This is a genomic window from Paenibacillus oleatilyticus, assembly GCF_018998565.1.
In the GTDB taxonomy this organism is placed as follows: Bacteria; Bacillota; Bacilli; order Paenibacillales; family NBRC-103111; genus Paenibacillus_G; species Paenibacillus_G oleatilyticus.
In genome coordinates, this window is record NZ_JAHNZO010000004.1 from 265,800 (window position 1) to 290,360 (window position 24,561).

The 24,561-nt window shown below is 57.9% G+C and carries 24 protein-coding genes; 5 read left to right on the plus strand and 19 right to left on the minus strand.

All coding sequences use genetic code 11. The annotated features are described in order from the left end of the window. Positions 1 to 99: 99 nt before the first annotated feature. Together glpK and KQX66_RS07550 are read right to left on the minus strand one after the other, a co-directional pair. Positions 100 to 1,602, minus strand: a complete 1,503-nt coding sequence (gene glpK, locus KQX66_RS07545) for a glycerol kinase GlpK (protein ID WP_216791581.1) — start codon at positions 1,600 to 1,602, stop codon at positions 100 to 102. 52 nt (positions 1,603 to 1,654) lie between these two features. Continuing rightward, a complete protein-coding gene (locus KQX66_RS07550) occupies positions 1,655 to 2,365 on the minus strand; it encodes an MIP/aquaporin family protein (protein WP_054977575.1) in 711 nt (236 codons plus the stop codon). A 443-nt stretch (positions 2,366 to 2,808) separates the two neighbouring features. Here KQX66_RS07550 and KQX66_RS07555 point away from each other — a divergent pair, with 443 nt between their 5' ends. Next, the gene (locus KQX66_RS07555; RefSeq protein ID WP_216791583.1) at positions 2,809 to 3,408 is read left to right on the plus strand and encodes a P-loop nucleotide/nucleoside kinase family protein; all 600 of its coding nucleotides are present in this window, start codon (positions 2,809 to 2,811) and stop codon (positions 3,406 to 3,408) included. A 293-nt stretch (positions 3,409 to 3,701) separates the two neighbouring features. Here KQX66_RS07555 and trxA read toward each other — a convergent pair whose 3' ends face one another. From trxA to KQX66_RS07580, 5 genes are all read right to left on the minus strand, one after another. Next, complete coding sequence (trxA, locus tag KQX66_RS07560; protein WP_216791586.1) at positions 3,702 to 4,016, minus strand: thioredoxin; 315 nt, start codon at positions 4,014 to 4,016, stop codon at positions 3,702 to 3,704. A 30-nt stretch (positions 4,017 to 4,046) separates the two neighbouring features. Beyond that, positions 4,047 to 4,466 (minus strand): hypothetical protein, encoded by a 420-nt coding sequence (locus KQX66_RS07565; protein ID WP_216791588.1) that lies wholly within the window; start codon positions 4,464 to 4,466, stop codon positions 4,047 to 4,049. Between the two features lie 91 nt (positions 4,467 to 4,557). Then, entirely contained in the window at positions 4,558 to 4,989 is a 432-nt protein-coding gene (locus tag KQX66_RS07570; protein ID WP_010497602.1) for an RrF2 family transcriptional regulator, read from the minus strand. A 143-nt stretch (positions 4,990 to 5,132) separates the two neighbouring features. Further along, a complete protein-coding gene (locus tag KQX66_RS07575) occupies positions 5,133 to 5,459 on the minus strand; it encodes a hypothetical protein (RefSeq protein ID WP_216791590.1) in 327 nt (108 codons plus the stop codon). A 120-nt stretch (positions 5,460 to 5,579) separates the two neighbouring features. After that, a complete protein-coding gene (locus KQX66_RS07580) occupies positions 5,580 to 6,383 on the minus strand; it encodes an RDD family protein (protein ID WP_216791592.1) in 804 nt (267 codons plus the stop codon). A gap of 73 nt (positions 6,384 to 6,456) precedes the next feature. On the opposite strand from KQX66_RS07580, the gene KQX66_RS07585 reads away from it, so the two are divergent. Beyond that, the gene (locus KQX66_RS07585) at positions 6,457 to 7,512 is read left to right on the plus strand and encodes a stage II sporulation protein M (protein ID WP_216791594.1); all 1,056 of its coding nucleotides are present in this window, start codon (positions 6,457 to 6,459) and stop codon (positions 7,510 to 7,512) included. On the opposite strand, the gene KQX66_RS07590 is transcribed toward KQX66_RS07585, so the two are convergent. The 6 genes from KQX66_RS07590 to KQX66_RS07615 form a co-directional block, all read right to left on the minus strand. Then, positions 7,490 to 8,869 (minus strand): DUF58 domain-containing protein, encoded by a 1,380-nt coding sequence (locus KQX66_RS07590; protein WP_308647180.1) that lies wholly within the window; start codon positions 8,867 to 8,869, stop codon positions 7,490 to 7,492. The two genes, KQX66_RS07585 and KQX66_RS07590, sit on opposite strands and share 23 nt — an antisense overlap. Further along, positions 8,820 to 9,740: an AAA family ATPase gene (locus KQX66_RS07595; protein WP_216791596.1), complete on the minus strand. Its 921-nt coding sequence runs from the start codon at positions 9,738 to 9,740 to the stop codon at positions 8,820 to 8,822. Before KQX66_RS07595 ends, KQX66_RS07590 begins: the two co-directional genes overlap by 50 nt. A gap of 5 nt (positions 9,741 to 9,745) precedes the next feature. Beyond that, on the minus strand, positions 9,746 to 10,882 hold the full coding sequence (locus KQX66_RS07600) for a DUF4350 domain-containing protein (protein ID WP_216791598.1): 1,137 nt from the start codon (positions 10,880 to 10,882) through the stop codon (positions 9,746 to 9,748). Then, positions 10,875 to 11,507, minus strand: coding sequence for a DUF4129 domain-containing protein (locus tag KQX66_RS07605; RefSeq protein WP_216791601.1), 633 nt, complete (start codon positions 11,505 to 11,507; stop codon positions 10,875 to 10,877). Before KQX66_RS07605 ends, KQX66_RS07600 begins: the two co-directional genes overlap by 8 nt. After that, positions 11,500 to 12,861 carry a DUF7847 domain-containing protein gene (locus KQX66_RS07610; protein ID WP_216791603.1) on the minus strand — a complete coding sequence of 454 codons (1,362 nt, stop codon included), beginning with the start codon at positions 12,859 to 12,861 and terminating at the stop codon, positions 11,500 to 11,502. The genes KQX66_RS07605 and KQX66_RS07610 overlap by 8 nt, the downstream gene beginning before the upstream one ends. Positions 12,862 to 12,994: 133 nt before the next feature. Then, positions 12,995 to 13,996, minus strand: coding sequence for an ABC transporter substrate-binding protein (locus tag KQX66_RS07615; RefSeq protein WP_216791605.1), 1,002 nt, complete (start codon positions 13,994 to 13,996; stop codon positions 12,995 to 12,997). Between the two features lie 230 nt (positions 13,997 to 14,226). Between KQX66_RS07615 and KQX66_RS07620 the strand changes: the two genes are divergently transcribed. The 3 genes from KQX66_RS07620 to KQX66_RS07630 all read left to right on the plus strand — a co-directional run bounded on the left by KQX66_RS07620 (position 14,227) and on the right by KQX66_RS07630 (position 17,283). Beyond that, positions 14,227 to 15,237 (plus strand): FecCD family ABC transporter permease, encoded by a 1,011-nt coding sequence (locus tag KQX66_RS07620; protein WP_216791607.1) that lies wholly within the window; start codon positions 14,227 to 14,229, stop codon positions 15,235 to 15,237. Then, positions 15,234 to 16,286 (plus strand): FecCD family ABC transporter permease, encoded by a 1,053-nt coding sequence (locus KQX66_RS07625; protein WP_216791610.1) that lies wholly within the window; start codon positions 15,234 to 15,236, stop codon positions 16,284 to 16,286. The genes KQX66_RS07620 and KQX66_RS07625 overlap by 4 nt, the downstream gene beginning before the upstream one ends. Before the next feature lie 172 nt (positions 16,287 to 16,458). After that, positions 16,459 to 17,283, plus strand: coding sequence for an ABC transporter ATP-binding protein (locus tag KQX66_RS07630; RefSeq protein ID WP_216791612.1), 825 nt, complete (start codon positions 16,459 to 16,461; stop codon positions 17,281 to 17,283). A 298-nt stretch (positions 17,284 to 17,581) separates the two neighbouring features. On the opposite strand, the gene purD is transcribed toward KQX66_RS07630, so the two are convergent. The 6 genes from purD to purF all read right to left on the minus strand — a co-directional run bounded on the left by purD (position 17,582) and on the right by purF (position 24,540). Then, on the minus strand, positions 17,582 to 18,841 hold the full coding sequence (gene purD, locus KQX66_RS07635; protein WP_216791614.1) for a phosphoribosylamine--glycine ligase: 1,260 nt from the start codon (positions 18,839 to 18,841) through the stop codon (positions 17,582 to 17,584). A gap of 13 nt (positions 18,842 to 18,854) precedes the next feature. Further along, a complete protein-coding gene (locus tag KQX66_RS07640) occupies positions 18,855 to 19,589 on the minus strand; it encodes an IMP cyclohydrolase (RefSeq protein WP_216791617.1) in 735 nt (244 codons plus the stop codon). A 317-nt stretch (positions 19,590 to 19,906) separates the two neighbouring features. Further along, positions 19,907 to 21,094, minus strand: a complete 1,188-nt coding sequence (locus tag KQX66_RS07645) for a phosphoribosylaminoimidazolecarboxamide formyltransferase (RefSeq protein ID WP_216791619.1) — start codon at positions 21,092 to 21,094, stop codon at positions 19,907 to 19,909. Further along, complete coding sequence (gene purN, locus KQX66_RS07650) at positions 21,091 to 21,723, minus strand: phosphoribosylglycinamide formyltransferase (RefSeq protein ID WP_216791621.1); 633 nt, start codon at positions 21,721 to 21,723, stop codon at positions 21,091 to 21,093. Before purN ends, KQX66_RS07645 begins: the two co-directional genes overlap by 4 nt. After that, on the minus strand, positions 21,720 to 22,760 hold the full coding sequence (gene purM, locus KQX66_RS07655) for a phosphoribosylformylglycinamidine cyclo-ligase (RefSeq protein ID WP_216791623.1): 1,041 nt from the start codon (positions 22,758 to 22,760) through the stop codon (positions 21,720 to 21,722). The genes purN and purM overlap by 4 nt, the downstream gene beginning before the upstream one ends. 316 nt (positions 22,761 to 23,076) lie before the next feature. Then, complete coding sequence (gene purF / locus KQX66_RS07660) at positions 23,077 to 24,540, minus strand: amidophosphoribosyltransferase (protein ID WP_216791738.1); 1,464 nt, start codon at positions 24,538 to 24,540, stop codon at positions 23,077 to 23,079. Positions 24,541 to 24,561: the final 21 nt, after the last annotated feature.

The window sequence follows — 24,561 nt, forward strand, 5'->3', positions numbered from 1 at the left end:
ATCCTTTTTAACATACCCCGTCGGGGACCGGAAAACAAGCGAAACCGTGCTGCGGCCCTTCTCCTGAAGAAGGATGCCACAACACGGCCCGGTCACTGCTTATTCTTCGTCTTTCTCCCACAGCATCGTACGATCCACGGCTTTTTTCCAGCCCCGGTACAATTTCGCACGGGTCGGTTCGTCGATGCCCGGCTCGAATACGGTGTCCGAACCGGCGCGCGCCGCGATTTCCGCTTTATCCCAGAAGCCGATGGCGATTCCCGCCATGTAAGCGGCGCCAAGCGCAGTCGTTTCGGTAATTTGCGGTCTTTGTACGGCAACCCCGAGAATGTCCGCCTGGAATTGCATCAGCAGGTTGTTTGCGGTCGCCCCGCCGTCGACCCGCAGCGATTGCAGCTTCAGGCCGGAATCGATCTCCATTGCCCCTAATACGTCTTTCGTTTGGTAGGCCAGCGAATTCAGCGTAGCCCGGATGAGATGCTCCTTCTTCGTTCCGCGCGTCAAGCCGAAAATCGCGCCTCTGGCGTACATATCCCAATATGGCGCCCCGAGTCCCGCGAAGGCCGGCACGACATAGACCCCGTCCGTGTCCTTCACTTTGCTCGCGTAATACTCGGAATCCGACGCCGAGTCGAACAGCTTCAGCCCGTCGCGCAGCCATTGGACTGCCGCACCGGCGATAAAGATGCTTCCTTCCAGCGCGTATTCCACCTTGCCGTCCATGCCCCAGGCGATCGTCGTCAGCAGCCCGGATTTCGATTCGACGGCCTTCGTGCCGGTATTCATCAGCATGAAGCAGCCGGTGCCATACGTGTTTTTCGCCATCCCCGATTCGAAGCACGTTTGTCCGAACAGCGCCGCGTGCTGGTCTCCCGCCACGCCAGCAATCGGGATTTCCGCGCCGCCGAACGTATGCGGATCGGTGGAGCCGTATACGCTTACCGACGGCTTGACCTCCGGCAGCATCGAATGCGGAATGTCCAGTTCCTGCAGCAGCTTTTCGTCCCAGCAGAGCTGCTTGATGTTATAGAGCATCGTACGGGATGCGTTCGTGTAATCCGTCGCGTGCACTTTCCCCCGCGTCAAATTCCAGATGAGCCAAGTATCGACGGTGCCGAACAGCAGCTCTCCGCGGTTCGCCTTTTCCCTCGCCCCTTCGACGTGGTCCAGCATCCACTTGATTTTCGTTCCGGAGAAGTAAGCGTCTACAACGAGCCCCGTGTTCTCACGGATGTAAGACTCCAAGCCTCTCTCCTTCAGCTCGTCGCAAAATTCGGCCGTTCTGCGATCCTGCCAGACGATGGCGTTGTGAATCGGTCTTCCCGTATTTTTGTCCCAGATGACCGCCGTCTCCCGCTGGTTGGTAATTCCGATCGAGGCTATTTCCTGCGGGCGTACGCCTACCTTTTCCAGCACCTCGCGCGCAACACCGCTTTGCGTTCCCCAAATTTCCATCGCGTCATGCTCGACCCACCCGGCCTTGGGATAAATTTGCGTAAATTCTTTTTGCGCGGAGCCGACGATACTGCCGTTATGATCGAACAAAATGGCGCGCGAGCTGGTCGTTCCTTGATCGAGCGCAAGCACATATTTTTTATCCATGATGATGCCCTCCTGTATAGTTAAAATGTTGGATATACATGTAGCCTATGCGTCAGCTTCCGAAAACCGCATAATAAAATAGCGTTCCGAGCGAACCGCCGACCAGCGGACCGACGATCGGAATCCAGGCATAGCCCCAGTCCGAAGATCCCTTCTTCCCGAGCGGCAGCACCGCATGCGCGATGCGCGGACCTAGGTCGCGGGCCGGATTCATCGCGTAGCCGGTCGTTCCTCCGAACGAAAGACCGACGCCGACCAGCAGGAAGCCGACGACAAACGGGTTCAAGCCGTCCGTAAATTTGTTGGCGCCGATCGCCAAAATGCAGACAAACAGAATAAACGTAGCCAGCACTTCGCTGATCAGGTTCGCGAACGGGCTGCGGATGGCAGGTCCTGTCGCGAAGGTTCCGAGCTTCGCCCCGGTATCCTCGGTCGCTTTCCAGTGCGGCAAGTACTGCAGCCATACGAGACACGCTCCCAAAAACGCCCCGATGAACTGCGCGGCAATATAGGACGGGACCTTCTCCCAAGGGAATTGTCCGGCCATGGCCAGCCCGACGGTAAAGGCGGGATTCAAGTGCGCGCCGCTGATCCGGCCGACCGCAAAAATCGCAATGGCGAGCGCGAGCCCCCAGCCCATCGCAATGACAATCCAGCCCGAATTTTGCGCTTTGGATTTGTTCAGACTCACTCCGGCACATACCCCATCGCCGAATAAAATTAAAAGCATCGTCCCCAGCAATTCTCCCATAAACGGAGTCATCGGCCTACCTCCCGGCATTATGTTTTGTTTTGTAAACCCTTTCAAACATTCGCTTTAAAGAAAGACTTCCCCGTTTAAATTGATCATAGGTCAATAAGTTTTGCACCCGAGCCCTTGCATGAAGAGCCCCTCCTTTCCAGGATAAGACAAAAAACAGCCATGATCCGAAATGTGGAAAGCTCCACTTTGGACGATGGCTGTTCTCATCTTCTCACAGCAAAACTGTTTACTTGTGATTTTTATTATAGTATAAGCGCATCGTTTCGTAAACCCTGTATCCCCAAAATTCCATTTATTTGAATGCTACGCCAATTGCACCCTAAATAATCCGTATCTTGTTAAAGACAATCGGCCGTTACCGTTGCCTTCCGTTTTTATGATACCATAGATTGCAGAAGGATCAGGACTGCAAGGCATGACATCGGACGGACAGGAGGCATGACATGCGCAAGCTCGTATTTTTCCTGGGTCCCGCCGGCGCGGGCAAGACGACCTTGGCCAAAGCCCTGGCCCGCAGACGCCATGCGGCCTTATTCGATATGGACACCTTGTCCCGCCCCGCATCGGAGGCGATTATGACCCTCTCCGGGCTTGACCCGAACGACCGCGATTCCGACGTTTACAAAATACGCTGCCGGGATCTGGGCTACCGCATCACGATGGACGCCGCCCTGGAGAATGTGGACCTCGGCGTGAACGCCTTCGTCATCGGCCCGTTTACCCGGGAGCTCGAAGATCCGGTATGGCCGGAGAAAGAACTGCAGCGGATCGGCGCGTCGCTGCACGACGTGGATGTCAAAGCGATCCTCGTATCGCTTCCCGGCGAGCAGCATTACCGGGGGCGCATCCGGGATAGAGGCTTAGCCCTGGATGCATGGAAGCTGGAGAACTGGAGCGAATTCAGCCGCTCCCTTGCGGTTCGGGAAGTCCGGTGGAAGCTGCCGGCCTCATCGATTCTCCCGTTCGATAACGCAGGCCCGCTCTCGGAAGAAAAGCTGCAACAGGTCGAGCGATTTATTTACGGAGACGACTCGGAAGACTAGATCGGGGCTCCAGCTAAAGCAAAAGGCCCCTTGTTTTCGAAGGGGCCTCAAGGTGTTGAAAAGAGGTTTTTGTCTTAAATAGAGAAACATACGTAGGTGGGGTATCTACTGGAGGAGCGATAGCGATCGCCTTTGTCTGCGGGAAATACCCGCTGCTAAGCGGCTTCCAATAAAAATTTCCTGCAGACAAGAGCGACCGAAAGTAGATACCCCACCCACTCGTACACTCTATTGCTTCTCACCAAGCTCAAAAGGCCCCTCGTTTTTCCGAAGGGGCCTTTTTATCGTTACCATTACAGCTGCGCTTGCACCCAAGACTCCAGCTCCGTCAGCGGACGGACGCCTACTTGCGTACCGACCTCGACGCCGTTTTTGAACAGCTTCAGCGTCGGAATGCTCATCACGCCGTATTGTCCGGCCGTTTCCGGATTGTCGTCCACGTTCACCTTCGCGATCTTCACCGAATCGCCGAGCTTGCCGTTCAGCTCCTCAAGGATAGGGGCGATCATTTTGCAAGGACCGCACCAAGGCGCCCAGAAATCGACCAGCACGACACCTTCTTGAATCGTATCCTTAAACTCCGCATCTTTGACATTGACAATAGCCATCTCAACCACTCCTTCGTTTAATTTTTAGGTTTAACGCAGATTTTCCATATTGAATCCGAACGGAAACCGGGAGGCCGGGGCCTTCCACCCGCTCGGTCCGGGAAGGCTCGGCTTCCGCCCTCCCGCCGCTTGCGCGGACGCCGAGGGCAGCATGGCGCTCAATTCTTCAAACCATGCCTGATCCCGGGTCTGCAGCGCCAGCTCGATCAGGTCGTGCAGTGCCGCTTCGTCCGCAGGCAGTCCGTCGGGCTCGGGCAGCCGGGTTACTTTCGACTGCCGGGCCTCCGTCACAAAGCCTACCGCTTCGGCGCGGTCGCATTGCGTAATCCGAACCCGCAGCGCGCCATTTCCATCCGTCCATTCGACGTATCCGATAAATCTTTCGTCCTTCCAGGAAGTCCCGCTAACCCAGTCGCCTTCCCGAATCAGCCCATGATTTGCAGCTGCCATGTTGATCACCCTCCCTTTTTAACACCATTAAACGGTTATGAAGCCTCTGAAACGACTGAAACTATTTTGATAACAGTTGCGTTAAAAAAAATTAGCTCTTTCTCTGCTGCTTCGCGAGGACGCGTTCCAGCACGTCTTGAATCGTCAGCCGCTGGAGGTACGTCAGCATCTGCTCCTCGGCCTCCGTGAATATATGATCCATCACCTCGGTCATATTGCAAGCGACGAGGCAGTCCTCCTCCACATTCCCCGAGCACCAGGACGGCTTAATCGAACCGAACGACGTGGCGCGGTAAATCTCGGCAAGCGTGACCTCGTCCGGCCGGCAGTTTAACGCAAATCCTCCGCCGCTGCCTTCCTTCGTCGTCACATACCCCTGCTTGCGCAGACAGCCCATCACCTTGCGTACACGGGCCGGATGCGTATCCACATTGTGGGCGATCATATCGCTGGTAGCCATATGATCCGGCCGATAGGCGAGCAGCACGAGGCTGTGGACGGCAATCGTAAATTCGCTGTTCACCGGGCGGCTCCCTTCTCTCCGTTCGCTTACTGTAATTATAATAATAACAGTTACTTTTGTCAAATCCGCTTATGCACCGTTCCCCGAACGACAAAAACAGAGCCGCCCCTTCCCGGAAATCGGCTCTGTCCGCTTACGCCCGATTATTGATAGAAATTGCCGCGGGCGAAGTTTTGATTTTGCTGCGATTGAAAGCTTGCTTGATTCAACTGTGCGGCCGTTTGCTCCAGCTGATTGCAGATTTGCGCCATTTGCTGCATTTGCTGTACCGCCGTTTGGTGGCCTTGCAGCGCCGTTTGGATCACTTGCACCGCATGCTGCTCGCGCTGCGACAAAATTTGCAGCTGCTGCGCATTTTGCTGCTCTTGCTGGAGCAGACGCTGGTAATTCGCGCTCGCTTGATCCGTTTGCTGGATCAATTGTTGAATCATTTGCTGGCATTGGTTCAATTGCTGCGTAGCGTTGAACATGGATGGAATTCCTCCTTGGCATGCTTTCTGGAAATGGTTGGGTTCTTCTTTAGCCCATTTTAGTATGCATGCTCCTTTTCATCCTTATTCATCCCTACGCAAAAAAACTTCCCGCCTCGCTTACAGCGTCCATTCCTCCGACAACTGCACGTAAAGCTCGATCAAAAAAGCCGTCGACTGGGCCGCATACAGCTCCCGTTCCAGCTCCAGCTTGGTTCCGAGCCGCTCGGCAACCTGCCTGGAGAGCTCCTCGCGCTTGAACTTATCCAACGAAGGCAGGCGTTCCACGAACGTGGACAGCAGCAGCCAATCTTCCCGCTCGATCCGGCAGCGGAACGTTTCGGACAGCTTGAGCTCATACGGCAGGCGAATGCGATTCTTGTCCAGCCACTTCCGGGTCCGCTTGCGCAGGATGAGCCGCTCATGCTGCATATCCCGGATGACGAGCGTGCCTGCGGCCAGGTCGCCGATCCGTTTGTCCATCGGATGGAAGAACATCCACAGCATGCCGACAAAATAAAAGGACGGCAGAAAATCGATCAACCGGAAAAAGTTGCGGATGATCGCCGACAGCAGCGTAACCGGCTGGCCGTTCTCCTGAATGACGCGCAGGCCCAGCCATTTTTTGCCGAACGTTTGCCCGCCCATATAATATTCCGCCAACGCGTAGTAGCAGCCGATCAATATAAAGCTAAGCACGATCAGGAAAGCGGCCGCATATTCCCCAAGCGCATCGTCCAGGCCGATGTCCAGCAGCATCAGGATCAGACCGACCAGCAGGCTGATGGCCCCGAAGGCTGCCAGCAGCAGCAGATTGTCTATGAGCTGAGCGGCTGTCCGGCTGCCGATGCCCGCCGTCCGAAACTGGAGCCGGACATGCTCCGGCGTCACGATCGACGCTTCCCTGATATTCACCTCGTTCATTTCCCCGCTCCTTCTTTCCATTTTTGTGGTAATATTGAACTATTCGAGAGACGGAAGGAGATCGTCCCACCCCATGAACATTCAGCGTTTTATCCGCGAGCATAAGCCCGTATGGACCGAGCTCGACGGATTGCTGGCCTTATTCGAGAAAAAACGTCGCACGGTGCAGGCGCCACAGGTCGACCGGTTGACCTTCTTGTACCGAACGGCCTCGGCTCACCTGGCCTATGCGCAAACGTACTACCCCGGCGACGAGATCGGGCTTTATCTCAATCAGCTCGTAGCCCGGGCACACCATGCCCTGCATGCCGAACAGTGGAAAACGTCCCATCGGCTCGGCGATTTTTTCAAGCGCCGGTTTATCGGCTACGTGCTGGAACGCAGACGGTTCATTGCGCTGGCGTTTCTGCTGTTTATGGTCGGAGCGCTGTCCGGCTTCGCCGCCGTCTGGCAGGACCCGCTGAATTTGTATGCGCTCGTATCCCCCGAGATGGCCGACGGCATCAATCCCGATGCGGTGGGCAAAAACCACGGCGAAGTGCAGAGCGCCGTCATGTCTACATCCATCATGACCAACAACATCCGGGTCGCCGTTCTTGCGTTCGTGAGCGGCATCACTTTCGGGCTGCTGACGGTCTACGTGCTGTTCTACAACGGCATCCTGATCGGCGCGTTAACCGCCGTCTTTTGGCAGTCCGGCAAAAGCTACGTGTTCTGGGCGTACATTTTGCCGCACGGCGTCATCGAGCTGACCGCCATCTTCATTGCCGGAGGCTCCGGCTTGTATATGGGCTACCGGATGATCAATCCCGGGCCGTATACGCGAAAATATATGCTTCTGCGCTCCGTCAAGGAATCGGCGCTCCTGATGGTCGGCACGATTCCGCTGTTCGTCATCGCCGGGATGATCGAAGGCTATATTACGCCTTCCGGCTTGTCGCTGGAAACGAAGTATATCGTCGCGGGCGCCACACTGATTGCCCTGGCGCTGTATGTCGCTTACGGCCGTTTGAACGAACGCAGGCATAAGCGACTTGCGGCCGAAGGCGCCGTCCCGAAGGACGAAGCCGGGACGACGACGGCGGACCTCTTCTCCTCCCCGAAATCTATATCGAATCGTTCGATTTAAGATCCAGATACCGGTTGACCGCCGTCCAAGCCAGCTGCCCGACGGGAACGTCCACGATGTCGATCCCGCCGGCCGCCATCTCGGCAGCGACCGTTTGCCGGTCGACGGCGAACTTGTGCGCCACGCTTTTCACATAAGCCTGGCGCCTGCCCGCCGTCTCGGTCGAAGCCCAACGCTGCAGCACTTCATCCCGCAGCCCGAGCAGCAAAATCCGATGCTGGCGCTTCAGCCGCATCAGCAGCGGACGCAACCCCTCCTCGAACATATAATTGTCCATATCGGAGAACAGGACGGTCAGGCTCCGCTTCTTTTGCACGCGCAGCAAATGCTGCAGGGCCGTGCTGTAGCTCGCCTCCACAAAATCGCTCTGCAGGTTGTAGACCGCCGCCGTCAGCGTCTGCAGATGGAGAAGTCCGCTGCCCGGCGGCACATACGTTTTCACCCGGCTCGAGAAGGCGAGCAGCCCCACCTTATCCCCTTGCTTGAGCGCTACGGCGGCCAGCGCCAGCGCCGCTTCGAGCGACACGTCCAGCTTGGTCCGGCCGTCCAGTTCAATCCCCATCATCCGTCCGCAGTCCAGCAGGATCGTGACGACCTTGCCCCGTTCGGGGCGGAACACGTTCGTCATCAGCGTGCGGGACCGCGCCGACGCTCTCCAGTTGACGAACCGCGGGTCGTCGTCGGGGACGTATTCGCGAATCGCGTGGAACTCCGATCCGGACCGCTCCTTCCGGTAAATCCGCCTTCCTTCCAGCGTCAGCTGATTTTGCATCGAAGATAAGATGCCGCGGACCGCCGACATATCGGGATAAATGCGGATCGTCTGCTCCAGCTCCACGCGCGCCTGCTTCTCCCACAACCCGATCCGCCCTCTCAGGCGGAGCCATACCGAGCGAAAACGATATTCTCCCCGCTCGCGGCCCTGCGTCGTGTAGCGGATTTCCGCCGTTTTCCCTTCCCAGGCCATCGTCAACGGCTCTGCCGGGGAACGGAACGTCTGCGGCAGGTCGTCGGCGACCGTCAGCTTCAACGACATCAGCTGCGGGGCTTCCGCGCGCACCGTCACCTCGAACGGGCTCCCGATATCGGCCTGTTCGGGCAGGCTGCGGCTGACGCGCAAGCTGCGCCGCCTTGGAAGCAGCGACAGATCGAGCGCGCTCAGACCGAGCAGTACGCCGCAAACCAGCCACTGCACGGCGGCTCCGGCCCCGTTCCCGGCGGCAAAGCCCACGCCTACTAGAACCGCTCCGGCGCCTGTCAGCAGGGCCATGCGCGGCGTCGGCACGATCAGCCGCTTCTCAATCGCGTCAGCGAGGGACCGGAATCGTCGCCAGCGTTTCCTGGATGAAGTGGTCACCGGTCTCTCCCTCCAATTCAACCTGCGGCGTCAGCAGCAGACGGTGCCGCAGCGCCGGAACGGCTACGGTCTTGATATCGTCCGGCGTGACAAAGCTGCGTCCGTCCAGCAGCGCCCAGGCGCGGGCCGCTGTCATGAGCGCAATCCCCGCCCGCGGGCTCGCGCCGAGCAAGAGCCGCTTGTCTTCGCGGGTTTTGCGGACGATCACGGCAATATATTCGATCAGACTATCCTGTACGACTACCTCTTGCAGCTCCGCACGAAGCTGCTTCAGACGATCCAGCGAGAACACGGCGTTCTCCTTCCTCTCCGCAGCGGCGAAGAAAGGAACGTGTTCTTTTAAAATCGCAAGCTCCGACTCCATATTCGGGTACGATACGGTCAGTTTGAATAAAAAGCGGTCCAACTGCGCTTCAGGCAGCGGGTACGTGCCTTCGTACTCCACCGGGTTCTGCGTCGCGATGACGAAGAACGGATCGGGCAGACGGTACGTTGTGCCCTGAATCGTCACCTGCCGTTCCTCCATCGCTTCCAGCAGAGCGGCTTGCGTTTTCGGAGGCGTACGGTTAATCTCATCGGCCAGCAGCAGGTTCGTAAAGACCGGGCCGCGCACCGTCTGGAATTCGTTGTCTTTCATATTGAAAATCACGCTGCCGGTAATATCGCTCGGCATCATATCGGGCGTGAACTGCACCCGGCTGAACGAACCGTCCGTCAATTCGGCAAGCGTGCGTACCATTTTCGTTTTTCCTAGCCCGGGAACTCCTTCCAGCAACACATGCCCCCCGGCCAAAAAAGCGGTCAGCAGCAGACGTATATTGTGCCGCTGTCCGATCACGCTCTTCTCCATCTGTTCCAGCAACTGCTGCAATCGGCTCACTCCCTCTCCAGTCTACGGATCACGCCATCGGCCATCCGGCTGTCTTTCTCGAACTGCTTCGGCGAATAGCCCGCCGCTTCCTCGGCGGCCTGCCAACTTCGCATCAGCGCCGCGAGCTGCTCCAACTCCTCCTTGCTTAAATGCGGCTTGGCCGCCGCAAGCGCCTGCGTGACGGTCGCATCGAGGCGTACGCCCCACCGCTCGCGCATGAGGCCGCGGACATATCTCGCTTGATGCGCCAGCGCTTCCCGCGCCAGGCCGCGCCGCTCGTACCACCCTGCGGCGGCGAGCAGCGTCTCGTCCCCGCGCCGGACCGTCCATTCGCGCGGCGTGTAAGCCGGTCCGAAGCGCACGCCCTTCATCCAGAGCCACAGCAGCGCTCCCAGGGTCAGCTGCAGCAGCACGGCGAGCAGCCAGCCGGGATATACCGCAAGCAGGCCCGGTTTTTCGTAAAGCCCGTGATGATACTCGTCGAACCACAGCGCCCCGGTCTCCGGGCTTGTCTGCAGATACGGCCGGATCAGCTCAAAATGCGAATGCTCCAAAATGCTATCGTTCTGCATCCAGTCCGGGACGAGAAGCAGCGTAACGCTGCCCTGTCCGACCGCGGCGCGTCCGGCAATAATGCCGCGCGCATCCTTCAGCAGCGGCTTCATGCCCGGCGCTTCCTTCAGACGATAGGCGGAGGCGACCTTCCCGCTATGTCCTGCGCCCGACTGCTTCGTCAAGTCGGTGATCGCCGCTGGGCCCGATTCGGCCTGTCCCGTCCTCGTGAGGGGGAACGCCTCCAAATCTGTCGGAGCGTCATCGAACAGCACAAGCTCGTTGCCCGCGCTTACCCATGTGCGGATCTCTTCCCATTCCTTGGCGGCCAGTGGCGCATAAGGCTGAATGACGATCAGCTTTTGGCGCCCCCCGCTTGGCAGCGAGCGCCAAGGCTGCTTCCACGCCTTGACGGGTACGCCCTGCTCCTTCAGCAGCGTGAACACGGCTTTGGTGCCGTCACGATCAGCGGACGTTGACAAATACGGGGGAAGATCCGGCAGATCGGGCTTTACCAGAACGTATCCGAACAGCAGAAAGGCGACGACGCTGACCGCCAAAGCGATCTGCAGCTTGTTCCGCTTAAGCATAGCCCGCCTCCTCCCGCCGGTACGGCGCCAACAGCTCGGTCATCCGTCCGTATTCGTGCGCTCCCGCCGTGCCGCCTCCGTAATAGACGAGCTCGAACAAAGAAGCGGCCTGCTTGAACGACTCGACCGCGCTCGGCTGCCGCTCGTACAACTCCTCGGCATATTCGCGGTTCGTCTTCCACCGCTCCGCCCGCACCCATTCGCGTTCGTCCATCAGCAGAAGCATCGCCAGAAACGTCCGGCGCACCGCCTCCGGATAGTTGCCCTCCGCCGCGCATTCCTCCGCTTCCCGGAGCAATGCGGCGAAGGAGCGGTCCAGCTCTGCGGCGCTGCGGAACACGCTGCGCCGTCGGCTGCGGCGAAGAAGGATCAGACTGCGTACCAGCCAAACGATGGCCGCCACAAGGACGGCAAGCAGGATGCCGAGCAGGACGTAGGCGAGCACCTTCGGGGTACCGGGCGGAGCGGACACGTCCGGGAACAAGTCCAGCACCTTCCGCCACATCCGCTCCAGCCACTCGAGGACGGGGTTCCGCCCGTCGCCCTGCAAATACGCCGTATACTCGTCGCGTTCCAGAATGCTTTCCAGCTGCTTTTTGTCCGCTTTCCAATCGTCGCTATTCATCTTTCTTCTCCGGCTCCTTCGAACCGTTGGCGTCGGCAGACTCGCGTCCCGGCGACGGGTTCACGGGACTTCCGTCTTCCTGTCCGTCAGACGTATTCATTCCCGGAGCGCGAACGGCTTCCCCGACAGATCCGGCCCGATCCTGCTGAGCTCCGCTCGTGTGCCCCGCTGCCGCCTCTCGTGCCGCTTCGTCCGTTTGCACGGTTCCCGCAGCAGCTTGGGCCGTCCTATCCGGTCGCTCTGCCCCTACAGCCTGCGCAAACCTATCTGTCTGCACAGGCTCTACAGCATGCCCTGCCCCGGCTTCCGCAGCATAGGCAGAGCCGCCGGGTTGCGTTGAACCGCCCGTATATCCCGCCTCTCCCGGCTGACCGCTGTATGTCCCGTACGACTGACCGGCGGCAAGCATCTGCTCCAGATCGGCTCCCTCGTTGCGCACCCGCAAGTCGAAGTACGTCACCGCATAAGGGATCAAATAGATCGGCGTGATCAGCAGCGTCAGCACGATATAAATCAATTGGCCGAGCAGAGACAATTTGAATACCGCGATCAACAGCGCATAAGTCCCCATCATAAAGACGCCGTAAATGATCGACAAGACGAAGTAAATACCGAATATACGCCAAAAGTTCCCTCTGGTCAGCCGCCAGCTCCGGCCTAACGACGAAGGGGCGCCCTCCAGCGCTATAACCGGCAAATAAAAGCCGAAACGGATGGCGAAAAAACCGATCCCTGCCATCATCAGCAGCGCGACAAACAAATACAAGAAAACCAGCAAAACAACCAGCACGATGCTGCTGCCGAACGGGTCGGAACCGATCTCGGTAATGCCGGTGCCGATTCCCACGGTTACTACGAGAACAATGATTACCCCGAACACAACAACGATAGAGACCGCCATATACACGCCCATGAGAATCAATCCGAACAGCAGCGTATTGCCTATTATCGGCCAATAACGGGAAAATGAGCTTCTCAACAGCTCCTTGAAGCCCACGGAAGCTCCATCGGCCGCGGCACGGACCAGGTGAAGCTGCGACGAGACCGCTGCCGGAAACACTGCCAGCATGTATAATGGCATCAGCAAGAATGAAAACAATAGCAACCCTATACGCAGTTCGTCGCCTGATCCGCTGGCTTCGGCGAAGCGGTCAAGCGAATCGGCAATCGTTTCCCCGGATTCCGGAAGGAGCGAAACGCTGCTCACATCGAAGAGCACTAAGTTTTGCAAAAGATAAATCGGGCCGAAAAACAGCAGCATCAGCAGGAACGTCACCGTAAAATGCTTGCGGTAGATCTGAAAGCTCCTGTCCAAAATCGCACCGATCCCCATCGGCCTTTCAAATGAAATCATTGGTTGCTCCTCCTGCCCCACATATTCGACATCATTATACACGAACTTCCAAGGGGATAGCACCAATAAATTACAGAATGCAAAAAAGCCGGCCGTCTGCTTCGACGGCCGGTCCGGGTGTTGCTATGGGTGCTTAAGGCTTCACGTCATACATTTTGTACAAGCCGTCCAGCATCAGGTTGGCAGCTTTCACGCCGCCCGCCGTATTCCAAATGACATCGTCCACTTTGAACACTTTATTGTTCTTGACGACCTTCAAGTTTTTCCAGAGCGGATCGTTCATCCATTCCTCTTCCTGCTTGGTTCCTTTGCCGTCGCCGGTCTCATAAGTGAAATAAATGACCCGGTCGGCGGCTTCAAGCTCCGTCAGCCGTTCTTTCGTAATGTCCTCGAACGCCTTCTCGTCGTTCTTGGCATCGGAGCGGGCAATGCCGATTTGCTTAAAGATCACGCCGGTAAACATATTGCCGTAGTAATAACGGGTTTTGCCGCCCATGAAGCGGACAACGGCCACTTTCTCGCTCAGCTTGCTGCCGGCTTTTTGTTTGAAGTCCTCGATCCGCTTGTCGAAGGCGGCGATGATCTTCTCGCCCTCGGCTTTTTTGTTCAAGGCTTCGGCGTACAGTTTGAAGTTATCCTTCCATTCGCCGCGCAGCGTTTCCGAATAAACGGTCGGCGCGATGGCTTTGAGCTGGTCGTAAATTTTTTCGTGGCGCATTTTGTTGCCGATGATGAGATCCGGCTTGAGCGATGCGATCAGCTCCAGATTCGGCTGCTGCTCGCCGCCGACCGCTTTAACGCCTTCCATGTCGGCTTTGATATGATCGAACCACGGATTGCCGGTGTACGACTGCACTGCGCCGATCGGCTTTACGCCGAGCGCGAGCAGCGCCTCCGTCCCTTCGTTGGTCAAAATGACGACCTTCTGCGGGTTGGCCGGAACCTCGGCTTCGCCCATGGCATGCTTGACTTTGCGCTTACCGTCCGCTTGGGCCGGTGCTGCAGCTTTTCCGGGTTTGGTATCCGGCTGCGCTGCCGGTTTCTGCCCGCAGGCCGTCAGCCAGACGGATAATAATAAGACGACGGCGAGCAGCGCCGCCGATTTCAGACGAAATGACCGATTAAGGGAAAACATGTGGGACCTCCTGATCTCTGGTTGTTCTTGATGTCTTCATTATCTTTGCGAATGCCGTAAACAATTGATAATCATTATCATTTACTTGGTTAATATTACTGAGCATCGGCTTACTTGTCAACTATTTTATGATAATGATTCTCAGATTCATTGACAGTTGATAATGGTTCTCATACAATGAAATAAAGGGTTTATACTATAGGTTAAGACAGGAAGCAGGCTATCTTTTTATGCGCAATCCACTTCATCGTCGCTCTTCCAAAATTATCGGCCTGATCGCAGCTCTCGTGCTGCTCGCTCTGGCTATGGCGGCCAGCGTCATGTTCGGCCTTAACTATTATTCTTGGGACCGCGTTATCGCGTCCTATACGCAGTTTGACGGCTCCAACGAGCACATTATTATCCAGACGGCGCGCGTGCCCCGGGCACTCATCGCCGCCGCGGTTGGCGCAGGCCTCGCCGTAGCCGGCGCGCTGATGCAAGCCATTACCCGCAATCCGCTCGCATCGCCGAGTATTTTCGGCGTCAATGCCGGAGCGGCGTTTGCCATTGTTTTATCCGTTGCCCTGTTCGACGTCTCGGGCATGACCCGGTACACCTGGATCGCGTTTCTGGGGGCGGCCGTCAGCGCCGGGGGCGTTTACTTTCTCGGTTCGATCGGGCGCGACGGCCTGACCCCGATCAAGATTACGCTCGCCGGATCGGCCGTCACCGCCTTCTTCGCGTCGCTGACCCAAGGCATCCTGCTCGGCAGCGGCAAAGCGTTCGATCAAGTGCTGTTCTGGCTCGTCGGCTCGGTAGCCGGACGGACGATGGAGATGCTTAACGCGGTTCTGCCTTATATGCTCGCAGCCTTAGTAGGAGCCCTGCTCCTCTCGCCGCAAATCAACGTGCTGGCGATGGGCGAGGACGTCGCCAAAGGGCTCGGCCAACGCACCCTGCTAGTCAAAGCCGCGGCGGCCGTCGTTATCGTACTGCTGGCCGGCGGCGCCGTATCCGTAGCGGGGCCGGTCGTATTCGTCGGCATCATCGTGCCGCATATCGTCCGCTATCTGGTAGGCATCGACCACCGCTGGCTGATTCCTTACTGCGCGGTGCTTGGCGCGCTGCTGCTGGTTAGCGCCGACATCGGGGCGCGGTTCATCGCCATGCCGAAGGAAGTTCCCGTCGGCGTCACGACCGCCCTGATCGGCGTCCCCTTCTTCGTGTATATTGCGCGCAGAGGAGGGCAGCTGTCATGAGCCGTCAATCCAGCCGATACTTTGCCGTCCGCGGAAAAGCTTTCTCGTATCTTGTCAGTAAAAGAGCGCTAGCCGTCACGTTCCTGCTGCTCTTTATCACGATTGCCGTCATCATTCTCAGCACCGGCATCGGTAGCGTCTACATCCCGCCCGGCGAAGTCGTGCGTTCGGTCTTCGGCTTCGGAGACGATTCGAGCGAAATGATCGTCCGCTCGCTTCGGTTGCCGCGGATATTGATGGCCGTGCTCGTCGGAGCGTCGCTCGCGGTAGCCGGTGCCATTCTGCAAGGCGTCGTGCGCAACTCGCTGGCTTCGCCCGACACGGTTGGCATGACCGGCGGCGGAACGCTAGGGGCCGTCTCGTTCTTTTTCTTTTTCTCGGATAAAATTACGATTCATCTGCTGCCGGTATTCGCCATCGCCGGCGCCTTCATCGCTACGTTCGTCGTCTATGCCCTTTCATGGAAAGGAGACGGCGTTACCCCGCTCCGGCTCGTGCTGATCGGCATCGGCTTCGCGGCGGCGATGAGCTCGATTTCGTATATGATGCTAATCTCCGGTCCCGTCGTTCTTGCGAACCAATCGCTTACCTTCATGACCGGAAGCATTTACGGCGTATCTTGGGAGAAATCCGTTACGCCGCTGCTGCCTTGGTTTATTGTGCTGCTTCCGCTGATTATCGTCTATTCGCGGCATGTCAATATCCAGGAGCTCGGCGAAGAGGTCGCCCGCAGCGTAGGCAGCGCCGTCCAGCGCCAGCGGTTCCTGCTGCTGCTGCTCAGCGTCGCCTTGGGCGGAGCCGCCGTAGCGTTCGGCGGAGCGATCGGCTTCATCGGCTTGATGGCGCCGCATATGGCCCGCAAGCTCGTAGGCCCGGCCTTCGGCGCGCTGGTGCCGGTATCCGCACTCATCGGAGCGCTCGTGCTGCTGCTGTCCGACCTCGCCGGCCGGACGCTATTTGCGCCGCTCGATATTCCTGCCGGCGTATTTACCGCCTGCATCGGCGCGCCGTTCTTTGTCTATTTGCTGTACCGCAGCCGCAACCGTTAATTTCGTTAGTAACCTGTCGATATCGATGCGAAGCCTTGTCACGGACACCATGTAAAACAGAGAAGCCCGGCCTATGCCAAGCGGAACGGCCTAATCGACCAAACTGTCGACACCGTTCCGTCTGCGCCATGTCTGATTATCGGCGGGCTTCGAGACCGAAGGAGAAGATTTTATGACTGCCATCCAATCGAACGACCTGTGCCTCTGTTATGGGGATACGTGCATTTTTCAAGAGCTGAACATCAAAATTCCGAAAGGTAAAATAACGGTGTTTATCGGCGGCAACGGCTGCGGCAAATCGACCCTGCTCCGCTCTCTGGCCCGGCTGCTCAAGCCGCAAAGCGGACAAGTGGTGCTCGACGGCAGCAACATTGCGACGATGTCCACCAAGGAAGTCGCCAGACGCATGGCGATTCTTCCGCAAGGCCCGGCAGCTCCGGAAGGCTTGACAGTGCTGCAGCTTGTCAAGCAAGGCCGCTACCCGTATCAAAGCTGGCTCCAGCAGTGGTCCAAGGAAGACGAAGCCATGGTGCAGCGCGCGCTTGAGCTGACCCACATGAAGCCGCTGGCCGAGCGGACGGTCGATTCCTTGTCCGGCGGCCAGCGGCAGCGGGCCTGGATCGCCATGACGCTGGCTCAAGGCACGCCGACGATTCTGCTTGACGAACCGACGACGTACCTCGATCTGGCGCACCAAATCGAAGTGCTCGATCTGCTGTACGAACTGAACGAAAGCGAGCAGCGCACCATCGTCATGGTGCTTCATGACATTAACCTTGCCTGCCGTTATGCACATAACATCGTAGCCATCAAAGACCGTAAAGTCTGGGCCGAAGGCCGACCGCAGGATATCGTCAACGAAGACTTGATTCGCAGCGTGTTCGATCTGGAATCGCGAGTCGTCGAGGACCCGCTGTTCGGCACACCGATGGTCGTTCCTTTTGGCAGAGGCAAGCAGCCTCTGGCAGCTCCAAAGCTCGCGGTTGCCGGGAAGTAATAAAGATACCGAATAAGCGCCTCTCCTGTAAAAAGGAGTCAGGCGCTTTATTTTTCCGCGATCAGGGAATACTAATTCGAAAATATACAGGGAGGAATAGCCTTGCGCGCTTTTTCCTATTACGTACATAACTATTGGTTATCGGGGATATTGGTCGTCGGAGCGATAGGGGCTGTTTTTTATGTTTATCGAAATTGGGACAAAATCATGATTAAAGGAAGCGGACGTAAGTAGACAAGGCTTCGCCGCACGCAAAAAACCGGGGCAAAGGAATCGCTTCCTTACCCCGGTTCGTATTTTACACGAGCGCTTTCTTCGCAATGTCCGTACGATTGTGCTTGCCTTGGAAACGGATGCGATCGGCATCCGCATACGCTTTGGCGCGGGCCTCGGCAATATCGCGGCCAAGCGCAGTTACGCCCAGCACGCGGCCGCCGTTGGTCACGACTCCACCGTCCTTGATGGCCGTTCCCGCGTGGAATACGATCGAATTTTGCACGTCCTCCAAGCCTTCGATCGGAAGTCCTTTCGGATACGAAGCCGGATAGCCTTCAGACGCCAAAATGACGCAAACGGCAGCTTCCTCGCTCCACTCGATCTCCATTTGATCCAGCCTTCCATTGACTGCGGCGAGGAAAATGTCCAGTAAATCCGTTTTCAACCGCGGCAGCACGACCTGCGTCTCGGGATCGCCGAAGCGGGCGTTGAACTCGATCGTCTTCGGTCCGTTCGGCGTCAGCATCAGACCGGCAAACAGGACACCGCGGAACGGCCGCCCTTCGGCAACCATCGCTTTGGCCGTCGGCTTAATGATCGTCTCGATCGATTCGTCAATCACGGCTTGCGGGATGTGCGGCAGCGGGCTGTAGGTGCCCATACCGCCGGTATTCGGTCCTTTGTCGTTATCATAAACCGCCTTATGGTCCTGTGCAGGAACCATCGGGCATACCGTTTCGCCGTCGACGAACGAGAGAATCGACATTTCCTGGCCGGTAAGGAACTCCTCGATCACGACTTGGTTGCCGGATTCGCCGAACACTTTGGCGACCATAATGTCGTGCAGCGCTTTTTCCGCTTCGTCCAGCGTCTGCGCCACGACGACCCCTTTGCCTGCCGCGAGGCCGTCCGCTTTAATCACGATAGGCGCTTGTTGCTGGCGCAGATAAGCGACCGCGTCCTCGTGCCGCTCGAACGATTCGTAAGCGGCCGTCGGGATGTTGTATTTTCTCAGCAGCTGCTTGGTGAACACTTTGCTGCCTTCGATAATCGCCGCATTTTGGCGGGGTCCGAACACAGTCAGCCCCTTCGCTTCCAAGTGATCGACGATGCCTTCGGACAGCGGATCGTCCGGACCGATGACGACCAAATCGATCGTATGGTCGATCGCAAACTGCGCAATTTCCTCGAATTGGTTTACTTGAATCGGGACGCATTCGGCAACCGATGCGATGCCCCCGTTCCCCGGCGCACAGTACAGCTCCGTGACTTTGGGGCTCTTCTTCAGCGCCCAGCATATCGCATGCTCGCGGCCGCCGCCGCCTACAACCAGTATCCGCACGTTGAGGCTCCTCCTATTCTTTGTTGACGATCAGCAGCTCGGTTTCTCCGCTTCCGATCCGTACCGTTTTGACGAGCAGCGAGATGCGGTTCTCGTTGTTGAGCGCCTGCCAATAGGCATCCGCGATCTGCCCGACGTCGTCGCTGGCAATCGGGACAAGCGCCGGTTCGCCCTGGAACGAAGGCAGCGGGTTCCCGTCGCCCGCATACGTATGGATGCAGTGACCGTAGCCCGGCAGCGCCTTCTCGTACGTATACGTATGACGAAGAGTCTGATCCTCCGTATTGCCGCTCGATTTCAGGATCGACAGCTTATAGGCAAATTGTCCGTCGTTCACATCGATCAAACCGCTGATTCGCGGCGTAAAATTGGGCGCGTCCGGCTCGTACGTCCGGGTGGCCAGCGCGGCTTCGAACGTGCTGCCGGAAAGCAGCGCCTCATGAATCGTATCGGTCTGATCGCCGTTCGTGACGATATGCGCGCCGTTCGCGTGCTTCACCGGGTAGTAGATGATGAGCGACGGATCGGTGAGCTTCGCCGGGTCCTTCGCTTCGGTGCGGACAAATCCGTTGGCCTCCTGGATAAATACGCGGTTGCGGCTGTTTTCGCTGCGCCCCATGATCCAGTACACCTGGACGAGTCGGGTACCGTCCGGCGTTTGCCCGATCACGATGCCGCGGCCCGGGTAGGCATTTTCCCGCAAACTTTGAAAATATTGCTCCGCTTGCGCGGCTCTGTTCGTCGACACTTGAATATTCCTCCTCAGAACATTGCGTAGCAATGTTCACTTCGTAAGCATAGGCTTAGGACAGTACGTAGTAATGCCTGCAGAGTGTTGAGAAACCCTTGAGTAGAAAATCTCAGACAAAATAGAGGTGGGGTATATTCCGTAAGAGTTTACGTCCGCCTTTGAAACCCGCGAAAATACAGCTAATTCTAATCAAGTTCGCGGGTTTCAAGAGCGGCTGGAGGGATATACCCCACCGGCGTATGTTGAGAATTTTATACGCGTAGCGGGTTTCTGAACAAGCTCAGGACATTACGGAGCAATGCCTGCTTCGTTTCTTAATGGTGGAACAAACGAACTCCCGAATAAGCCATCACCATGCCATAATCGTTGGCCGCTTTCACGACTTCCTCGTCGCGCATCGAGCTGCCTGCCTGCACGACGTACTTAACGCCGCTGCGGCTGGCACGGTCCAGATTGTCGCGGAACGGCAGGAAGGCATCGGAGCCGTAGGAAACGCCCTGCAGCTTGCTTAACCATGCGCGCTTCTCTTCACGCGTCAGACGCGCCGGCACTTGCTCGAAGCAAGCTTCCCAAGCCGCCTGCTCCACTGGCGTGAGCTCTTCTTCCAGCCACAGATCGATGGCGTTGTTTTGCTCCGCGCGGGAAAGCCCTTGACGGAAAGCCATGTTCAGCGCCGTCGGATGCTGGCGAAGGAACCAGCGGTCCGCCTTGTCTCCGGCCAGACGGGTACAGTGAATGCGCGATTGCTGGCCGGCGCCGATCCCGATCGTTTGACCGTCCAGCGTGTAGCAGATCGAGTTGGATTGCGTATATTTCAACGTCACGAGCGCAATGAGAAGATCGCGCTTCGCGTTCTCCGGAAGCTCTTTGTTGTCCGTCACGATGCGTTCCAGCGCCGTTTCGTCGATGACGGCGTCATTGCGCTCCTGCTGCAGCATCATGCCGAACAGCGTACGGGTTTCGACCGGATTCGGAACGTAATCCGGATCAATTTGGAGAATCAGGTAGCCGCCGTTTTTCTTGGCGCGGAGAATTTCCAGCGCTTCGTCGGTATATCCCGGGGCCACGACCAGGTCGGATACTTCACGCTTCAACAGCTGTGCGGTCGAGGCGTCCACAATATCGCTGAGCGCGGCGGCATCGCCGAACGAGGACATGCGGTCGGCGCCGCGGGCCCGTGCATAAGCGGTAGCCAGTGGCGACAGCTCCAAGCCTTCCACGAAGTAAGCCTTCTTCAGCTCGGGCGTCAACGGCGCAGCTACGGCTGCTCCGGCCGGGCTTACATGCTTGAACGAGGCAGCGGCAGGCAGCCCCGTTGCGCGGCGCAGCTCCCGAGCGAGCTGGAAGCCGTTAAAAGCATCCAGCAGATTGATGAAGCCGGGGTCGCCGTTCACTACTTTGATCGGCAGCGTCCCTTCCCCGATCAGCTTCGCTTGCTTTTGATGCGGGTTCATTCCGTAACGGAGCTCCAATACTTGCGTTTGATTCGTCGTTTGGCTCATGGTGCGGTCCCGTCCTCCTTAGATTTGTTGGCGGCATCCTCCAAACGGATGCTTCCCGTGGCAATCCCCTGTATCACTTCCGGGTACAATCGGTGTTCGATTCGATGGATTCGCTCGGCGACGGAAGTCTCCGTATCGCCAGGTTCAATGTCCAGGGCGCGCTGCGCCAAAATCGGTCCGCTGTCGAGGCCCCCGTCGACAAGATGAACGGTTACGCCGGTCACCTTGACCCCGTGCCGCAGCGCCTGTCCTACGGCATCGAGCCCCGGGAACGACGGCAGCAGCGAAGGGTGAATATTCAGCATGCGTCCCCAATACGCGTCCACCAGAACATTCGTAACAATGCGCATATACCCTGCAAGAACGACAAGCTCGACTTGCTTTTGCTGTAACATCGTCAAAATTTCCCGCTCATACGTTTCGCGCGAATCGTAGTCCTTCGGACGAAACGTATGAACAGGCACGCCGGCCTGCTTGGCCCGTTCAACTACCCCTGCATTTGGCCGGTCACAGACCAAAAGCTCGATGCGCGCATCGAGCCGGCCTGCTGCTGCCGCATCCACAATCGCTTGGAAGTTACTTCCACCTCCCGAGGCGAATACGGCAATACGCAACGGTTCGGTTCTCATACGACCGCCCCGGTAAACGTAACTTTACGCTCCCCTGCCGTTACGCGGCCGAGCGTATAAGCTTTCTCGCCATGCTGCGCGAACAGTTCTGCAGCCCGTGCCGCCTGATCCTCCGCCACGATGACGACCATGCCGATCCCCATGTTGAACGTTCGGAACATATCGTTGTTGCTGATGCCGCCTTCCTGCTGCATCAGCTGGAAAATCGGCAAAATCGGCCAAGAACCGTAATCGATCTCGACGTTGACGCCCTCCGGCAGCACGCGCGGAATGTTCTCCAGGAAGCCGCCACCTGTAATGTGCGCCATGCCTTTAATCGCTACCTCTTCGAGCACCGCCAGCACCGGTTTGACATAAAGCTTCGTCGGAACGAGCAGCGTGTCGCCCAGACGGCCGCCCAGCTCGTCGATCGTATCGTGCAGAGTGTAGCCCTTATCTTCCAGCAGCAGCTTGCGCACCAGCGAGAAGCCGTTGCTGTGGACGCCGCTCGAAGCAAGGCCCAGAACGACGTCGCCCGGACGGATTGCGGAGCCATCGATGATTTTCTTCTTGTCGACGATGCCGACCGTAAAGCCCGCGATATCGTATTCGCCTTCGCTGTACATGCCCGGCATTTCCGCCGTTTCGCCGCCGATCAGCGCGCAGCCCGACTGCACGCAGCCGTCGCTGATGCCTTTGACGATCGCTTCGATTTTTTCCGGAATGACCTTGTCGCAAGCGAGATAATCGAGGAAAAAGAGCGGCTCCGCGCCCTGCACGACAATATCGTTCACGCACATCGCCACGGCATCGATGCCGATGGTATCGTGCTTGTCCATCGCAAAAGCGATTTTCAGCTTCGTGCCGACACCGTCCGTGCCGGAGACGAGCACCGGCTCTTCGTACTTGTCCTTGTTCAGGCCGAACAGCGCGCCGAAGCCGCCGAGGTCTGTCAGCACTTCCGGACGGAAGGTCGTCTTGACGTGCTTCTTCATGCGCTCTACCGCTTCGTTGCCGGCCGCGATATCGACACCGGCTTGTTTATATGCATCGGACACTTGGATTGTTCCTCCTTGGTGGGAGTGAAGCTTGCGTTGAACTGATCAGGCTTATGCTTCGCGGCTCCGAGTTCGTGCTGCCTGTCTGCGGTCTCTCTTGAAAATGAGTTCCACTAAATCTTACCTTTCGGTAAGAACTCATTTTCAAAGGAGACACGTAGACTCTCCGACAGGCACACGACTCTCCGCCTACCGGCTCCAGCCAAAATCACTTCAAAAACGCTTCATTCCCCCGCGTTTTGTATCGTAAAAAGGCGGTCCGGGCAGCCCGGGACCGCCGGGTTAGGTCAAAAGCATGCGGGCGGCCCAGCCGCAATCAATCGCAGCCGCAGCCAAGAGCGGCTTCGTCGGGAACCGGCGTCGGATAGCGGTTGTCGAAGCAGGCCGTGCATAGCCCGCGGTTGACTTCCACGTTCGGACGGCCGATGGCCGTGAGCAGCCCCTCGTGGCTGAGAAAATGCAGCGAGTCGGCGTTGATCGCCTCGCGGATCTCCTCCACCGATTTAACGGCAGCGATCAGCTCTTGGCGGCTCGGCGTGTCGATTCCGTAGAAGCACGGATTCGCAAACGGCGGCGAGCTGATGCGCACGTGCACTTCCTTCGCGCCGGCCTCGCGCAGCAGGTTGACGATGCGCAGCGAGGTCGTGCCGCGCACGATCGAGTCGTCGATCATGACGACGCGCTTGCCTTCGACGATGCTGCGCACCGCCGACAGCTTCATCTTGACGCCCTGCTCGCGCAGCTCCTGGCTCGGCTGGATGAACGTCCGGCCGGTGTAGCGGTTTTTGATCAGGCCGAGTTCGTACGGAATGCCCGTCTGCTCCGCGTAGCCGATCGCGGCAGAAATGCTGGAATCCGGCACCCCGGTGACAATGTCGGCATCGACGAACGCTTCGATCGCCAGTTGGCGTCCCATCCGCTTGCGCGCGGAATGGATGTTCGTCTCGTCGATGTCGCTGTCCGGCCGGGCAAAATAAATGTATTCCATCGCGCAGATCGCGCGCTGCTTGATCGGCGAAAACCGGTCTTCCGTCACTGCGCCGGTTTTGAAGTCCAGGATCAGCAGCTCGCCCGGCTCGACGTCGCGGTAATACTTGCCGCCGACCGTATCGAACGCACAGGACTCGGAAGCAAACAACCACGCGTTGCCAAGACGGCCTATCACAAAAGGCCGCAAGCCGTGCGGGTCTCGCGCCACGATCAGCTTGTCCTTCGTCAAAAACATAAACGCATACGCGCCCTCCACCCGGAGCAGCGTCTCCTTCACGGCGGAGACGATATCGTTCTGCTTCGACCGGGCGATCAAGTGCGCTACGACTTCCGTATCGCTGGTCGTCTGGAAAATCGACCCTTCTTTTTCCAACTGTTCCTTGATTTCCGGCGCATTGGTCAAGTTGCCGTTCGTAGCAATCGCCAGATCGCCGCCGCGGTATTTGAACACGAGCGGCTGCGCATTGGCGAGCTTGCTTTCGCCCGATGTCGAATAACGCACGTGTCCGATCGAAGCGCTCCCGGTCATGGGGGCGAGGTTGTCGTTGTTGAACACTTCCTTCACAAGCCCCATGCCACGGTGATAATGAAACGACTCGCCGTTCGCTACGCAAATGCCCGCGCTTTCCTGCCCGCGGTGCTGCAGCGCATGGAGGCCGTAGTACGAGAGCGAAGCGGCTTCGGAATGTCCGAATACGCCGAAAACCCCGCACTCTTCCCCCAGCTTGTCCATGAAGCTGTCCTGGCCGGTATGGCCTTCGTTATAGTAGCGTCCGGTCCAGAGCGGCATAGCCTCTCCGGAAGCCGAACG